Source organism: Corynebacterium belfantii (genome assembly GCF_041898185.1).
Classification (GTDB): Bacteria; Actinomycetota; Actinomycetes; order Mycobacteriales; family Mycobacteriaceae; genus Corynebacterium; species Corynebacterium belfantii.
Genome location: NZ_CP157823.1, coordinates 1,019,303 through 1,035,668, shown reverse-complemented (window position 1 = coordinate 1,035,668; position 16,366 = coordinate 1,019,303). Strand labels below are relative to the sequence as shown.

The 16,366-nt window shown below is 55.4% G+C and carries 14 protein-coding genes; 4 read left to right on the top strand and 10 right to left on the bottom strand.

The window, feature by feature from the left end; translation table 11 throughout:
• Positions 1 to 2 precede the first annotated feature (2 nt).
• Genes mshB through typA form a run of 3 tightly spaced genes read right to left on the bottom strand, consistent with a single transcriptional unit; the run spans position 3 to position 4,334 of the window.
• Positions 3 to 884 carry an N-acetyl-1-D-myo-inositol-2-amino-2-deoxy-alpha-D-glucopyranoside deacetylase gene (gene mshB, locus ABMV07_RS05365; RefSeq protein ID WP_088266707.1) on the bottom strand — a complete coding sequence of 294 codons (882 nt, stop codon included), beginning with the start codon at positions 882 to 884 and terminating at the stop codon, positions 3 to 5.
• Positions 884 to 2,413, bottom strand: a complete 1,530-nt coding sequence (locus ABMV07_RS05360) for an ABC transporter family substrate-binding protein (protein WP_197688535.1) — start codon at positions 2,411 to 2,413, stop codon at positions 884 to 886. Before ABMV07_RS05360 ends, mshB begins: the two co-directional genes overlap by 1 nt.
• A 10-nt stretch (positions 2,414 to 2,423) precedes the next feature.
• Entirely contained in the window at positions 2,424 to 4,334 is a 1,911-nt protein-coding gene (gene typA, locus ABMV07_RS05355; RefSeq protein ID WP_088266705.1) for a translational GTPase TypA, read from the bottom strand.
• Between the two features lie 360 nt (positions 4,335 to 4,694).
• Between typA and ABMV07_RS05350 the strand changes: the two genes are divergently transcribed.
• The 4 genes from ABMV07_RS05350 to ABMV07_RS05335 are packed head-to-tail and all read left to right on the top strand — an operon-like array spanning position 4,695 to position 6,988.
• Complete coding sequence (locus tag ABMV07_RS05350) at positions 4,695 to 5,381, top strand: hypothetical protein (protein ID WP_197691782.1); 687 nt, start codon at positions 4,695 to 4,697, stop codon at positions 5,379 to 5,381.
• Positions 5,382 to 5,384: 3 nt separating this feature from the next.
• On the top strand, positions 5,385 to 5,918 hold the full coding sequence (locus ABMV07_RS05345) for a DUF402 domain-containing protein (protein WP_197691783.1): 534 nt from the start codon (positions 5,385 to 5,387) through the stop codon (positions 5,916 to 5,918).
• Positions 5,915 to 6,259: an arsenate reductase (glutaredoxin) gene (gene arsC, locus ABMV07_RS05340; protein ID WP_088246467.1), complete on the top strand. Its 345-nt coding sequence runs from the start codon at positions 5,915 to 5,917 to the stop codon at positions 6,257 to 6,259. Before ABMV07_RS05345 ends, arsC begins: the two co-directional genes overlap by 4 nt.
• Complete coding sequence (locus ABMV07_RS05335; protein ID WP_088266702.1) at positions 6,260 to 6,988, top strand: S1 family peptidase; 729 nt, start codon at positions 6,260 to 6,262, stop codon at positions 6,986 to 6,988. It begins immediately after the preceding gene.
• Here the strand turns inward: ABMV07_RS05335 and ABMV07_RS05330 are convergent.
• The 7 genes from ABMV07_RS05330 to ABMV07_RS05300 form a co-directional block, all read right to left on the bottom strand.
• Positions 6,972 to 9,038, bottom strand: a complete 2,067-nt coding sequence (locus ABMV07_RS05330) for an FtsX-like permease family protein (RefSeq protein WP_374065012.1) — start codon at positions 9,036 to 9,038, stop codon at positions 6,972 to 6,974. The two genes, ABMV07_RS05335 and ABMV07_RS05330, sit on opposite strands and share 17 nt — an antisense overlap.
• 572 nt (positions 9,039 to 9,610) lie before the next feature.
• A complete protein-coding gene (locus ABMV07_RS05325; RefSeq protein WP_088266700.1) occupies positions 9,611 to 10,309 on the bottom strand; it encodes an ABC transporter ATP-binding protein in 699 nt (232 codons plus the stop codon).
• Positions 10,306 to 10,845, bottom strand: a complete 540-nt coding sequence (locus ABMV07_RS05320; protein WP_088246463.1) for a PadR family transcriptional regulator — start codon at positions 10,843 to 10,845, stop codon at positions 10,306 to 10,308. The genes ABMV07_RS05325 and ABMV07_RS05320 overlap by 4 nt, the downstream gene beginning before the upstream one ends.
• Positions 10,846 to 11,032: 187 nt before the next feature.
• Positions 11,033 to 12,715, bottom strand: coding sequence for an ABC transporter ATP-binding protein (locus ABMV07_RS05315; RefSeq protein WP_197691784.1), 1,683 nt, complete (start codon positions 12,713 to 12,715; stop codon positions 11,033 to 11,035).
• A 2-nt stretch (positions 12,716 to 12,717) separates the two neighbouring features.
• Positions 12,718 to 13,671, bottom strand: coding sequence for an ABC transporter permease (locus tag ABMV07_RS05310; protein WP_088266698.1), 954 nt, complete (start codon positions 13,669 to 13,671; stop codon positions 12,718 to 12,720).
• Entirely contained in the window at positions 13,664 to 14,590 is a 927-nt protein-coding gene (locus tag ABMV07_RS05305; protein WP_197689671.1) for an ABC transporter permease, read from the bottom strand. Before ABMV07_RS05305 ends, ABMV07_RS05310 begins: the two co-directional genes overlap by 8 nt.
• Positions 14,591 to 14,681: 91 nt before the next feature.
• Positions 14,682 to 16,271, bottom strand: coding sequence for an ABC transporter substrate-binding protein (locus ABMV07_RS05300; protein WP_374064959.1), 1,590 nt, complete (start codon positions 16,269 to 16,271; stop codon positions 14,682 to 14,684).
• Between the last annotated feature and the right edge of the window lie 95 nt (positions 16,272 to 16,366).

Genomic DNA, 16,366 nt, shown 5'->3' with positions numbered 1-16,366 from the left:
TGTTAGCGGATACCCTCGGTGGGGTCATTGGAGGTCAGGGGCATTCCTCCTCCTAGTTGATAGCATTCGATGTCTAGGAGGGGTTGGGCAATAAGGTTGCTGAGAGCAAAGACGAGGGGTGCGGCTTTGGAGTCGGCGACCCCTGCGATGGCGGCATGGGGGTTGACGTCGGAGGTGGTGGCGTCGGCAAGCCAAAGTTGGGTGGCGTGAGCGCGCATGGCTGCGGCTTTGGCGGCAAAGGCGTGGTCGTCGAGTGTGATGGTGAGGTCAACGTGGTCGACGCAGGCGACTTCGCCTGGAAGTGCACGGCGCCAGCCACTAGGAAGGGTGGTGATTGCCGCCATCCCCTGCTCGAGTTCCGTGCGCGGAGTCACTGCCCACAAGATTCGTGGAATGTCCATGTTTTCGGCCACGGCGTGGGTGATGTTGTGCGCACGAATGTGGTCGGGGTGTCCGTAGCCGCCGTCTGGGCCATAGGTGATCACGAGGTCAGGTTGGAGGCGCTCGAAGATTTCGGTGAGCTGCTCGATCGATTTGTCGCCGGAGCTGATAAAAGCACGCGGGTGTTCATTGGCGAGGTCACCGATCATGCCGGAGTCCCGCCAGCACCCCGCCCCTCCTAGAAACTCGCCGCGCACGCCTAGGAGGGAGAGGGACTTGTACAGCTCGTGGATACGGAATCCGCCAAGCTGATCCGCGTTTTTGTTGGTGAGCCCTTGGTAGGGTTCACCAATGACTTCGCCTTCTTCGCCGAGGGTGCACGTGACTACGGTGACATCGGCGCCTCGGGCAGCTAGGTTGGCGAGGAGGCCGCCGGTCCAGATGGCTTCGTCGTCAGGGTGTGCGTGTACTGCTACTGCTTTAATTCCGATGAGATCTCGCATTATTCCTCGTTGATGATCCATTGACCGATGGAGGTAAGCCCCATGGGCCAGTTGGTAAATTTCGTTCCTTTTCCTTCGGGTTGTGTGCCGAGGACTAGGAGGCGGGTGTCGGGTGCGATGACGGTAGTAAGGTGCTGCTGGTGGTCTACGCCAGCGGCGTAGGAATTGAAGTCTTCACGCGTCATAGCACCGCTGAGCACGTCGCTAATGTGTTGGTCAGTATCTGGGTCGCACCACAATGCGATGTTGACGTTGGTCGGAGTTGGAGCACACTGTAGTTTTTCCATGGTGTTTGCCGCACTCCATGCGATGATCGCATCGACAGCTGAGGCGGCTAATTTTGAACCAATGAGGTCGGTGGTGTCGGTTTCTACCAGCTGGGTTTTGACCGATTTTCGAGCCAGAACATCCGAGAGCACTCGCGCAGCCATCTGGGCTTCTGGGTCACTGGGATCTACTCCGATTCGCACCGGCCTTCCTAGAGACATCAAGTGATCCGCGTGTGGCTCATACGGCTGGTCACCAACCCCGAGATCAGCGCTTCGCCCCATGGCAATGCGAGCAACGGTGTGGACGTCGATAAGCGATTGAAGGTCAGCACGCTGCTCAAGAGTCAAATGGGTATTAGCAATTAGCTGAAGATTAAGCGAAGTGGTGGTCGTGCGAACCTGTGTGTTCGGCATGAGCTCAAATGCTTCCCTTGCCACCTCAGTAGGAGTGATATCAAGGAACTTGATCTGACCAGTACGTAAAAGCTCGCGACCTTGGGCAATATCAGTAACCTCGCGGAACTTAATATTTTCCACGGTAGCCGGTTTTTCTCCCCAGAACCGATCATTGCGATTCAAGGTGACAATCCCCCTCTGACGATCAACGCCTGCAAAAGAGTAGCGACCAGCGGAAGCAGGGATGCCGTCGGCAAGCACGGTGGAAAAATCAGAGTCCCCACCGCGAAGCACGTGGCTGGGCAACAGATTATTAAAAAGTACGCGCCAATCGTGCAATGGCTGAGCCAAATCGACTTCGACGGTACGGCCGCCATCAGCTGAACGGATTTGCTCAATCGCACGATAGTACGGCGCACCTAGCGCGCCGGGCGTTTCGACGATCGCATGCCACAGGTATTCAAAGTCTGACACCGTGATTGGCGTGGCATCCGACCATTGGGCCTCTGGGCGGATCTTGTAGCGGATTGTTTGTACAGCCTTCGATCCACTAGGAGGGGGAACGTCGTCCACACTTTCTAACAAATCGCTATTGAGCTCACCGTCTACATAAGAACTCGGCAGTACTAAGGATGCAAGGGATCTGACGAAGGTGGAGTCGTCGGCAAGCATGTGTGGATTGAGGCCGCCGTTGATGGGGTCGATGCCCACCGCGATCTCCGAGGTCTTTTTCGCCTTTTTCGCAGGCGTGGTGGTCGTGGAAGTAGGTTGTTCCTTCTCCACGGGCGCAGGACCAGGATTGGCTGAACATGACACAAGCACCGTAGCCAGTAGTGGAACGAGGATACGGTGCTTATTTGACATGGAACCTATCTTACTTGTTACGAGCCTTTTCGCGTGCACGCGCGCGGCCACGCTCGGTTGCATTTAGGATGACCTTGCGTACGCGCAGTACGTCTGGGGTGACCTCAACGCACTCGTCTTGGCCACAGAACTCCATCGCTTCATCCAAGGAGAGGCTACGAGCTTTTGCCAAGGTAACGGTTGCGTCTGCGGTTGCGGAACGCATGTTGGTCAGCTTCTTTTCACGAGTGATGTTAACATCCATGTCTTCGTCACGGTTGTTGGCACCAACAACCATGCCTTCGTAGGCTTCGGTGCCTGGCTCGACGAAGAAGTTACCGCGGTCGGCAAGCTGCTGAAGTGCGTAGGCAGTGATCTGACCGGAGCGGTCTGCCACGAGCGAACCGGTAGCGCGGCCCTTGATTTCGCCAGCCCACTCGTCAAGGCCCTCGGAGTAGGAGTTTGCAATACCGGTACCACGGGTTTCGGTCATGAACATGGTGCGGAAAGAGATCAGGCCACGAGCTGGAACCTTGTACTCCATACGGACCCACTCATCGGAGATGTTGTCCATGGACAACATCTGTCCCTTCCTAGCAGCCATGAGCTGAGTGACGTTGCCTTGGTACTCGGAAGGAATGTCGATCACCATGTGCTCGTATGGCTCGAAAAGCTTGCCATCGACAGTCTGGGTAACAACCTGTGGCTTGCCCACGGTCAGCTCGAAACCTTCACGACGCATGGTCTCAACGAGGACGGACAGAGCCATTTCGCCACGGCCCTGAACCTCCCAAGCGTCTGGACGCTCGGTAGGCAAAACACGCAGAGAAACATTACCGATGAGTTCCTGCTCAAGACGTGCCTTGACCACACGTGCGGTGAGCTTGTCGCCGCCACCACGGCCAGCAAGTGGCGAGGTGTTCACACCAATGGTCATGGAGATCGCTGGCTCGTCGACGGTGATACGAGGCAGAGCGACTGGGTACTCAAGATCAGCGAGGGTGTCACCGATCATGATGGAGTCGATACCGGAGATAGCAGCAATATCGCCTGCAACAACCTCGTCTGCAGGAACACGGGTCACACCAACGGTGCGCAGCAATTCTGCGATCTTAGCGGTCTTGGTGTGCTGGTTGCCCTCTTCGTCATAGTGGATCCATGCAACCTGCTGGCCCTTCTTCAAAGAACCGGAGTGCACACGGATCAGGCCAATACGACCCAAAAAGGAAGAGGAGTCCAAGTTGGTCACGTGTGCCTGCAGTGGGCCATCGACGTTCACGGTTGGCTCTGGCATGACCTCGTAGATCACGTCGAACAATGCCTGCAGATCCTCAGCGTCTGGAACGTTTCCGTTGCCAGGGTTAACGGTGCTTGCCTTGCCCTCACGGCCAGAAGCGTAAAGAACTGGCAGGTCGAGCAGCTGCTCTGCAGCTTCGGCAGCCTCTGGATCATCGAGTGCCGATGCCAGCTCTAGGAGGAGATCCTGAGACTCTTCGACAACCTCGTCGATACGAGCATCTGGACGGTCGGTCTTGTTCACCAAAATTACGACTGGCATCTTCGCGGCCAAAGCCTTGCCCAGCACGAAGCGGGTCTGTGGCAGTGGGCCTTCGGAGGCGTCAACAAGCAAAACAACGCCGTCCACCATGGACAGCGCGCGTTCTACCTCGCCACCGAAATCAGCGTGGCCTGGGGTGTCAATAACGTTAATAACAACGTCATTGCCATCTTTGCCGGCACCGCGGCGACGCACAGCGGTGTTCTTTGCGAGGATGGTGATGCCCTTTTCTTTTTCAAGGTCACCAGAGTCCATCACGCGGTCAACAAGCTCAGCATGCTCATCGAAGGCTCCGGACTGGCGCAGCATAGCGTCGACTAGCGTGGTCTTTCCATGGTCAACGTGCGCGACGATAGCGACGTTACGAAACTCTGGACGTGTCAAAGAAATCTCCTGAAAAATTAAATATGCACTCTCATGCCTCAGTGGCTGCTTTTCGACGAACGCTTGGCAACCGCCATCGTGGGGAGGCACGTCGAAATGAGCGCTTAGTACAGCGTTGATACATTACTCCACCAGAGTCCATTTCGCACCTCTCCTCCTAGAGAAATGCATTTATTAAGAATTGGTAACGCTACCGCGGTTGTGGCCGATATCCCCCATAGAGATGCACTCCAAACGCACAAACACTTGAAAGCCACAACCCCAAGCCTCTACTGTGAATGAAGTACATTAATGTGACTGATGTTGCGCATGTGGTCTAAGGATTAGGTTCCCTCACATCGCACCAAAGAAGGGATTTTCGTGGGACGACCCGCAACGACCGCCATCGCTGTTACGCTCGCAGCACTACTCCCTCTTAGCGCAGCAACCGCCCCTATGGCGAATGCGCAATCGAGCCAGCTGATGACGTCGACAAGCGACCTTTCATCACTGTCGCCTCTCGATGAGCTCGGACGCCCCAAACCGGACATCCTCAACGCAGTCCGAAAGTTTGCCGACACTCTCCCACCACCTTTACAAACCCCTCTCCTAGCCGCCGTAGCTTTCTACGAAGGCACCGGCACCCCAGCAGTTGCATTGCCCCCTCAAGCACCGCGGTTCTTTCAAGGATTCTGGCCAAGCATTTCCCCACGGTGCATTAAAGGAAACCAAAGCTCAGTAGGATCCGTCATCGCCGTACCGGGTCCGACATCGATCCCAGCACCAGGAGCGGGAGCTGGACAATCCGCCTTTGTCTTCACCGCCCTAGGCACAGCACCGGCCACCGACACCCACACCATGACAGTGCACTGGTTCAACCTCTCCACACTGCGAGGAGGTGCAACGTCACTAGGCAATAACGGAATAAACCCAGACGGCCCAGCCACCATCTCCGGAGTAGCCGATACCGGCCCCGGTCGCGTTATCGCCGTCGCAGCTGGCACCGTGGGCACCGGCGACGGCCCCTGCACATTCCTTCCTACGACCATGTTCTTCGAGGTGAAATAACCCATGACAGACCTACATCCAGTCAAAGAAGAAACCTTTAACATCACGGCGATGAACAACATCGACCCCAAAGGTTTTCATCGTGACGTAGACACTTACTCCGAAACCGACTTTGGCCTCTATATGGCACGCGGCGCCAATCATCCCCGCTTCGGATACCTCGAATCATGGCTTCTTCCCGATATTAACCTGCGAACCAATATCTTCCACTTCCGCGACGGCATCGATGAACACCAAGACTTCTACTTCGACATCGCCGAAATCAGCCACGACGGCAACACGTGGCACACTCGTGACCTCTATGTCGACCTCATCAGCGTGGTAGGAGAACCCGTCCGCGTCGACGACACCGACGAACTAGCCGCCGCCACCTCCGCAGGGCTTATCACCGCAGAAGACGCCGAGAAAGCCATCGATGCCACCCTCCTAGCCGTCGACGGAATCACACGCCACAACGACGACCCCATGGCATGGCTGAAATCCATCGGCTACCCACTAACATGGGCAAAAAACATCACACTCAAGGAGGCCGAATGATTACCGTCTATCACAACCCCCGTTGCTCCACCTCGCGCAAAGCCTTGGAGTTCATAGAACAACACAGCGACGACGAGGTCACCATCATCCGCTACCTCGACACCCCTCCTAGTGAAGAGGAGCTGCGCACCCTGCTTGCCGACGCCCACCTCAGCGCGCACGACGCAATCCGCACCGAAGAAGCCGAATACAAAGAACTCGGCCTTAGCCCAAACACCCCCGAATCAGAGCTGATCAAGGCCATGGTCACCCACCCACGCCTCATTCAGCGCCCAATTGTGGCAACATGCAAGGGAACGCGGATTGCCCGACCAACCGAAATTCTGAAAGAAATTCTCTAGATGAAGAAACTTCGTACCCTAGCCGTAACCCTGACAGCAATCACAGCATCAACCACGGCAGTGATGCCATCACAAGCAGTAATTAGTCCGACACCGTCACATCAAGGTTCGCTGGCGTACGTCAGTTTTGACAACATGCAGTGCACCGGCACGCTCGTCAGCCCCACCACCGTGCTCACAGCACGACACTGCCTCAACGGCGGCCTCGGACACGTCCGACTCGGTGCCAATCACTTCACCGCCGTACGTGCCGTCGCACACCCCCAAGCAGACCTCGCCGTACTCCACCTCGATCGTCCTGCCCCTGAAGCTCCATCAGCAGTCTCCGGACGCCACGTACAACCAGGAGACCGCTTCGGAGTAGCAGGCTACGGAAGCGCCTTCACCGGCGTCCCCATGGCAGCAGCCGCAACCATGCAACGCCGCGTCACCGACGTCCCCAGCCCCGACCGCCAAGCAGTCATGATCGAAAACCACATCAGCCAAGGCGTACTACGCCGAGGCGACTCCGGTGGCCCCCTCCTAGAGGGCAATCACGTCACAGGCGTGCTCAGCATGAGCAGCGCATCAGGCCGCGTCGGCTGGTACATCCCCACCGCAGAACACGCCGACTGGATCGCAGCGGCAGCAGGGATCCCAGCATCGGGAAGCGTCGACAAGCCCGCCCCGCTTGTCGACGCCACCGCCTTCCCCACCCAAGAGCCCAGCCTCGCTAGCCTGTCCTCCTAGCCGAATCGCCAGCAAGCTCAGCTGCTAGGGAATCCTTCGGCGGCACCGCACCGGCAACCCAGCCGACAACAGCCGCCACTAGGAGGATCCCCACCACCTGCACTACAACCGGACCCCACGCCAATGCCACAACGGTGTGCCACCAAAAATCAAGGTCGCCCAAATCAGACAACGCGGTCGACAACAAAATCACCGAAGCCGTCACACCAGCAGCAATACAACCAATCGCTGCCACCACAACCGCCTGCAATGCCGACATCGAACGCAACTGCCAAGGCGAAGCACCCTCCGCAGCCAACACCGCGAGATCCCGCCTACTCTCTCCTAGAGACAACACCACCAGCAGAATCATCAAGAACAAACTAAGCAGCCACGTGGCAGCGATGACCACACCTATATGCACAGTCGATGACAGAGATGACGCAACCGAAACCGTCACCTCAGGACTACTCTCATTATCGACGCTCACACCAGCAATCTGCTCCCATAGGGAAAGCCCACGGCCACCGGCCAAATTCGACCCCTGGTAGACCAGATCCCCTCCTAGTCGTTTCACCGCACTAGGAGGAAGGATGACAATGCCGCTCGGCTCATCGGCGCCTGCAATGGCGCGAGCCGGCAACAGCGTCGACTCCGCAATATCACTTTCCGGTACGGGCGAAAACCACCCCTCACAAGCCGTTCGCCGCAGCGTCTCACCATCAAATGTGGCATGTTGGGAAACCGCAGCAATGTTCACATGACCATCGCGCACCAAATTCTGATCATCCACGACAACACGGCCACTACGCAGCGCATCTTTCATCGCATTCCACTGATCATTATCAAAAGCATCTGGTTGCACATAGCGCCACATGTCTACTACCTCAGATCCAGCGGCAACCACGTTGCCAAAAACCCGATGATTTTGAAGGAAACTCGGCAAATCCCAAAAATCCCGCACTTCCGCATTCGGCGAAGCAGACAGCGGCAACCAGCTGGTGTCGGCGAGCTTCGGGGGCATCAACAGCTCATAAGAATCTGATCGCAACGGCGCCCCAAAATCAGTTTGCACCTGAGAAACCACCGACTCATATGCACGCGAATCAGAAGCAACCGATTCCGAAGCAACCACACTGAGCACAGGCAGAATCTCACGGGACGAATCCGAAGAATTAGAGTATGTAGCTATTTCTAGGAAAGCGGAAGAAATCAACACCACACCCGCGATAGCGCCCGCTGTTGGTGCGGTGCGATGCAGGTTGCGGCGGGCGTCGCGAAGCGCGAAACGGACCTTCCCCCCTCCTAGTCGCGACACAGCATAAATGCATATCGGCGTGGACAAGATACCGAAAATAATTACAGCCACGAAGAACAACGCCTGATAATCCGCTACCACCTTCATCTGAGCCACGACTGCCAAAACGATCATTGCGATCGGCGCTGCCCACATCCATCGCGACACGCCTCGTGGAGCGATCATGCTGCGCTGCAACGCCTGGGTCGGGTCAGTACGTGCTGTGCGCACCGCAGGAACTAGTGCTGACACCACACCAGATACGATGGCAACGACCATCGCGAGCGAGGACACATCCCATGCCCAAATAAATTCATTACCATTTACTGCGCTGAAAATCCATGTGCCTACCCCCGCGAGAATCCCACCAAGCACCGCGCCAGCAGCACCGATCAAGCCACCTTGCCACAACATGACCGTAGCTAACTGCTTTGAAGTGGCACCAACACAACTCAACAAGCCGGTAGATCGAAGGTTACGCGCCGCAGCAACCGCAAAAACGGTGCCAGAAATCGATGCAATGAGCACCAACCCCAAGAGGGTTATCGTCACGACCGCGAGGGCGTCGCTAAGCGTATCGATCTCAGCCACATACCGACGAACCAACGACTCACTACCAAACTGGTCAACCTCGTCACCTAGGCTATACACAGCGACACCGCCGCTATGAGTACCGGAAACGTCACTAACTGCAGGATTGTTCGTCTGCCACCCCACCGAAAAACCAGCTGGAACCTCAGAGCTTTTAATCCGATCACGTGGTGGCACATTCATCCCCGCCAACGCATCACTTCGAACCACAGATCCTGTGTTAACAAGCTCATCCGCGATAACGAGCCGAACTGGGTCATGTGCCTGACCACGAACAGCAAACGAAACCGTATCGCCAGGTTTTTTACCCAGGATCTTCAAGGAATCCGCACTTAACGCAATCTGACCAGATTCCGGAACACCAATCACCCCAGATTCCGGCTCCGCAGTAGTGACAGGCGCCACGATCGACGCATCAGAATCAGCGCTCACAACTGCCGACGCATGCCAGACGGGGGTAAAGTATCTCTCCTCCCCTCCTAGAGAATCACGCAGGCGATCGACGTCCGTGCGAGCGATGTCTGCCGCTGAGGCGCACCACGTGGGGTCGTCGCCAGGCTTGCATTCCGAAGTTATGACAGTCGCATAAACAGTGCTCGGCTGCGAATCACGCCACAAACCACCGTCGGAGGAAACTGCGATATAAGCCAGCACATTGACAAAAATGACCGGCAACGCAAATAGCAAAATCGCAACTGCGGTGCGCACCTTGTGCGATCGGGCATCGCGCCACACAAGTTTGGTGTAAAGAGGCATCATCGTTGTTCCTCCTGGAGGCGGCCATCGCGCATGTAGAGCACGCGATCGGCATAAGCGGCGAACCGCGGTTCGTGCGTGACTAGGAGGAGGGCTGCGCCGGAATCGACACGTGCACGCAGCAGCTTCATCACCTGCTCGCCAGTTGCGGTGTCGAGGGCGCCAGTGGGTTCGTCGGCAAGCAATAATCGACGTTTCCCAATGAGCGCACGAGCAATCGCAACGCGTTGCCGCTGACCACCAGAAATTTCCGCAGGAAATCGATCGGCAAGATCGACAAGCTGTAGCTCTTCCAGTGCCTCGAGCGCATGGGTTCGACACTCACGGGCTTTGATACCGCCCAGTTCGAGTGGCAACGAAATATTTTCGGCAACCGTCAACGTGGGCACCAAATTGAAATGTTGGAACACATAGCCCACATGCTCACGACGCAACCGGGCGCGCTCGTCACGGGACATGGTGCTGGCGTCAATGCCCTCAACAAGAACACGGCCACTATCTGGGGTATCTAACGTACCGGCCACGTTCAGCACAGTTGTTTTTCCAGCTCCTGATGGTCCCATGATGGCAACAAATTCATGCGGTTCGACGCACAAGGAGACGTCGTCAAGCGCGGCTACTTGGCGAGGGCCATCCATATGCAACTTCGAAACATGGTCAAGAGTCAAGGCCGAGGGGCGAGCCTTAAGAGATGTCATGAGTAGCCTCCTTCAAAGGCAGGTGCAGTGAGATTTTCAATATGGTCAAGCCAGCGAATTTCAGCCTCGAGATTAAAAATGCGACGCTCCACTAGGAGGAGATCGGCCGTACGCACATCCGGCAACTGAGCCTTCGTCCGCATAACTACACGCAGCTGCTCCATCACCGCCACGCGCTGACGCTGCACGAGTTGACGTACATCAACCGCACCCGTGGCTTCCGCCATAGCAATCTTGATGACCAACTCGTCACGGTCACTAGGAGAGGCAAGGATTGGCGACGTCCACCACTGAACAAGCTCAGCACGCCCAGAATCCGTGATCGCATATAGCTGAGTAGCATGCCCCGTTTCCGCAATCACCTTCTCAGTTTCAGTTACCAAACCATCGCGCTCTAGCCGGCGTAACGTCTGGAAAACTTGCCCCTTATTCACAAGCCACGTGTTGTTAGTGAGCTCCTCAAACGACGAACGAAGTTCGCCTGCGGGCCGTGGCCTGTCTGCCAGCAAGCTGAGGAGAGAATGTCGAATCGGCATGTGCACGTCCTTATACACATTGTGAGAATAACCAGATGGTTACTCAGTAACTTAGCACAATGGTTACCGAGTAACCCCTCCTAGTCGCGGGACATTGTCAACGTCACTCCCCCGTGGGGAAATGACAACACGACAAAGGCGGCATCCTCGAAAGAATGCCGCCTTTTTGTGTTGCTTAATGAGGCTATTAGAGGTTCTCGCCTGTTCCTAGCTCAACGCCAAGACCTGGAACAGAGTTGATCAGATCACGGGTATAATCCTCACGTGCCTTGAGGAACAGCTCGTCGGTAGTGCCCTGCTCTACTACGCGACCTTTTTGCATGACGACAACATGATCCGCTGTTTGACGCACAACTGCAAGGTCATGGGTGATGAACAAGTAGCTCAAATCCAACTCATGTTGGAGATCAGCCAGAAGCTGCAGAATCTGGTTCTGAACAAGAACGTCAAGAGCCGAAACTGCCTCATCGAGCACAATCACCTCAGGGTTCAATGCGAGTGCTCGCGCGACGGCGATGCGCTGGCGCTGACCACCGGAAAGCTCATTCGGGTAGCGACGCATCGCAGAGCGCGGCATAGCAACCATATCAAGCAGCTCAGCTACACGTTTCTCCCGCTCTTTCCGGCTGCCCTCCTTGTGCACTAGGAGGGGTTCTTCGATACAGTGGAAAATCGAATACATCGGATCCAAAGAACCATAAGGGTTCTGGAACACTACTTGGAGCTTGCGGCGCATGTCGAAAAGCTCCTTCTTTCCTAGTGTGGAAAGATCGGTGCCTTTGTAATATACCTTGCCCGTCGTGGGATCGATGAGGTTGAGCACCATGTTGGCCACGGTAGATTTTCCGGATCCAGACTCACCCACCAGCGCCATTGTGGTGCCCTTTTTCAGGCTGAAGCTGACGTCATCAACTGCTTTGAGTTTAGCTTTGTCTCCGCGTTGGCCGCGAACGTTGAAAATCTTGGTGAGGTTTTCAACGCGGATGATTTCCTCATCAGTCTTCTTTTCCGTTGCCAGGATCTCCGAACTTTCAACACCTTTTTCTTGAGCAGATTGAATGCGTGCTGATGCCAGTGATGGTGCAGCTTTGACCAATCGACGGGTATAGGGGTGCTGAGGGTTTCGCAAGATATCAAGCGACGGGCCTGATTCCACGATACGACCACGGTGCATGACCACGAGGTGCTCTGCGCGCTCGGCAGCTAGGCCAAGGTCGTGGGTAATGAAAAGCACCGCGGTACCGAGCTCATGGGCGAGATTTTCTAGGTGGTCCAAAATCCGCTTTTGCACGGTGACGTCGAGAGCAGAGGTCGGCTCGTCGGCAATCAAGAGCTTAGGACGTGCGGCGAGGCCGATACCGATCAAGGCGCGCTGGCGCATGCCACCAGAAAATTCGTGTGGGTACTGCTTGGCGCGGTGGGCTGCGTCGGGAAGCCCCGCCTCCTCCAATAGCTGAGTTACGCGCTCGTCCATTTGGGAGCTCGGCGCCACGTTGTTGGCTTTGAGGGATTCTTTCACCTGCGTACCAATGCGCCACACAGGGTTGAGGTTGCTCATCGGGTCCTGTGGCACCAAACCAATGTGGGAGCCACGCAGCTCCTGCATTTGTTTTTCGCTGTATGCGGTGATGTCTTGGCCATCGAAAATGATCTGCCCATCGGTAACTTTGCCGGTGCCTGGCAGCAACCCGATGATGGACATGGCCGTAGTGGACTTACCGGATCCAGATTCACCAACGATTGCGACCGATTGTCCTGGGTAAATGGTTAGATCAATTCCACGGACTGCTTCAACGATTCCGGTGGTGGACGTAAAAGCGATGCGAACATCACGCATCTCTAGAAGCGGCTGTTGATTTTTCTCAGACATGATTATCGCTTCCTAGACTTTGGATCGAGGGCGTCGCGGACGGCGTCGCCCATCATGATGAAACTCAAGACGGTAAGGCCAAGGGCAACGGCAGGATAGAACAGCACCATGGGCTGCGTGCGTAGCGACGCTTGCGCCTTGGCGATGTCGCCACCCCACGACACGATGCTCGGTGGGAGGCCAATGCCTAGGAAGGACAAGGTTGCCTCTGCCACGATGAAAGTACCCAATACCACTGTTGCATACACAATGATGGGCGCTGCGGCGTTAGGAAGAACGTGAGTGGTGAGAATACGCCATTTCGAGGCACCAACAGCGCGAGCAGCTGTAACAAATTCTTCGTTCTTAGTGGACAGCACCGCACCACGAGTAATGCGGGCAATGTTGGTCCAACCGAACAAAGCGAGCACGACGACAACAGTGATGATGGAGCGAGACTCTTTAAACATCTGCATCACAACGATGGCGGCGAGCACGAGAGGTACCGCGAAGAAAATATCTGTCAGGCGCGACAGCAAGGTGTCCAAGAAACCACCGATATAGCCTGCTGCGGAACCAATCGCGGCGCCGATTAGCACCACTGCGATGGTGGTGAGCACGCCTACGGCAACGGACGCACGTGCGCCGTAAATCATGCGGGAGTAAATGTCACAACCTTGACGGTCGAAACCAAAGGGGTGACCAGGTGCAGGTTTTGCCAACGACTTGCCCAGTTCACAGAACTGCGGATCAGTGGAGGTAAAAAGCTGCGGCACGATTGCCATGAGCAAAGCGAGGAAGATCAACGCTGCTGAAACCCAGAACAAAGGGCGGCGTCGTAAGTAGGTCCATGCTTCGCCCCACATAGAGGTGGGTGCCGACTCATCAGCAACGGCGTCGACAGCACCCAGACCGGTTTCGTCGACGCTGGAAACGAAATGCTCTTGGCCACGACGAGGAATGTTGTTGTTATGCATAGCGGATCCTTGGGTCAAGTAGGGCGTAGATTAAGTCCACGACCAAGTTGGCGATGATGTAGACGATCACGAGAACGGTGGTAAATGACACCACCGTGGTAGGTTCGCCCTTCAAAATGGCGTGGTACATAGTTCCACCAACACCGTTAATGCCAAAGATGCCCTCGGTCACGATCGCACCGGCCATCAAGGATCCCAGATCGGCACCCAAATATGTGGCCACTGGAATCAACGAGTTACGCAACACATGGCGCATCGTCACGGTCGACCCCTTCAAACCTTTAGCCCGTGCAGTACGCACGTAATCAGCAGTTAGGTTTTCCGATACAGACTGCCTTGTCAAACGAACAACATAGGCAAAAGACAACGCACCCAATACGATAGCCGGCATAAGCAGCGACTTCACCGAGACATTCGAGCCAACGGTCACGGGGAGTAATCCCCACTTCACTCCCACAAAGAACTGGAAAACAAAGCCAATCACGAAGGAAGGCACTGCAATAACGAGAAGCGAGAGGACCAAAACGGTGGAGTCAAATATGCCACCGCGACGCATACCGGCGATCACACCAAAAATAACACCGAACACAGCTTCAAAGATCAGTGCCATGACAGCTAACTTGATAGTCACAGGAAATGCATGAGCCATTGCTTCTGCAACTGGGCGGCCGGAAAATGTAGTACCAAAGTCCAGCTGAAAAATACCCTTGATGTAGAGCAGGTATTGAACGAGGAAGGGTTTGTCCAAGTTGTACTCGGCTGAGATGCGAGCGCGGGCTGCTTCGGTTAGGCCTCTGTCGCCGCCGAGGGCGGCCACTGGATCGCCAGGCATCAAGAAGACGAGTGCGTAGAGCAAAAGGGTTGCACCAAAGAACACGGGGATCATTTGGAGCAATCGGCGCCCGATATAACGCAACATATGTGGTTCCTTATTTCAACATCTAGATCCGTCGCCGAAGCCCCGCGTGTGGTGACGCGGGGCTCACGACGGAGTTCACGGGCAGGGGGTGTTATCCCTTGGTGATCTGTTCGTATGCTGCAACGGACTTCCAGTTGAAGATCACGTTGGAGACTTTGTCAGAAGAGCCACCGTTGACGTTTGCGTACCACAGTGGGATAGCTGGGAGATCTTTGAAGAGGATTTCTTCTGCTTCTTGGTAGAGCTTGAGGCCTTCTTCAACAGACTTAGCGCCTGCGGCTTCTTCTAACTTGGCGTCAAATGCAGGGTTGCTGTACTGACCACCGTTGGAGCTTGCGTTTGTAGCGTAACGAGGCTGCAAGAAGTTGCCGAGCAGTGGGTAATCACCCTGCCAACCAGTACGGAACGCACCGGTAATGGTGTGGTTAGTGACTTCGTCGCGAAGCGACTTGAAGTCTGGGTATGGCTTACCGCTTGCTGCGATACCGAGGTTATTCTTGATCTGGTTTGCTACTGCATCAACCCACGACTGGTGGCCACCATCAGAGTTATAGGCAATGGTGAACTCTCCGGTGAACTTGGAGATCTTGTCAGCTTGAGCCCACAGTTCCTTTGCCTTTGCGGAATCAAACTTGACTACCTCAGAGCCCTTCAGACCTTCCTTGTAGCCGTCAACGACTGGCGAGGAGAAGTCCTTAGCTGGGGTGCGGGTGTCTTGGAAGATCGTCTTGGTGATTTCTTCACGGTTAATTGCGTGAGAGATTGCTGCGCGACGCAGTGCACCTTCTTCACCAGAGAAGTGTTCCAGTTTTTCTGGGATGGTAAAGGACTGGAAGACAGCAGCTGGCTGGTTAACCGCACGATCGCCTAGTTCATCCTTATAGGTGGCAAATGCGGAGTCTGGAATTTGGTCGAGAACATCCAAATTGCCTGCGAGCAGGTCGGAGTATGCAGCGTCTGGGGATGCATAGAAGACAAACTTCACACCATCGTTTTTCGCTTTGCGATCGCCCTGGTATTCCTCGTTAGGAACGATGGTCAAGGACTCGTTGTGGTTCCACTCCGCTAACTTGTAAGGACCGGAGGACACAGGGTTTTCGCCGAATGCTGCCATATCGTCAAAAGCTACATCTGGTAGCGCAAAGAAGGCAGAGTAACCCAAGCGGGATGGGAAGTCGGATTCCGGCTGAGCAAGCTCAACGGTGAAGGTCTTGTCGTCTACTACTTTGAGGCCTTCGAGCTCCTTGACACCTTCTTTAAAGCCTTTGATGCCTCCAAAGAAGGAAGCGTTGAGTTGATCGTTAGCGACGGCATAGTTCCACGTCTTAACAAAGTTCTCTGCCTTGATTGGGGTACCGTCGGAGAACTTCAGTCCATCTTTCAAGGTGATCTTGTAGGTACGATCGCCTTCGAGTTCGATGGATTCTGCTTGCTCGTTGTGAGCTTTGCCTTCGGTGTCGTAATAGACCAGACCGCCATAGATAATGTCGATAACACGGCCACCGCCGTCCTCGTTCGTATTGGCCGGAATCAGAGGGTTTTGTGGCTCTGATCCCTTTGCCAAAACATAATTGTCATCCGAGCCGCCAGTGCTTCCGGATGAGGAATCCGAAGAGCAGGCAGTCAGGCCTAGAGCTAGTGCCGCGGTCATGCCGACGGCGAGAGTCTTCTTTAGCGTCATGTGAGACCTCCCAAGGGATGTGGACATCATTCGCAACAGCGTCCGCGCGTATGGCTAGAAGGAAACTTTCGTTGCTTGAGCAAGATCCTATCCTG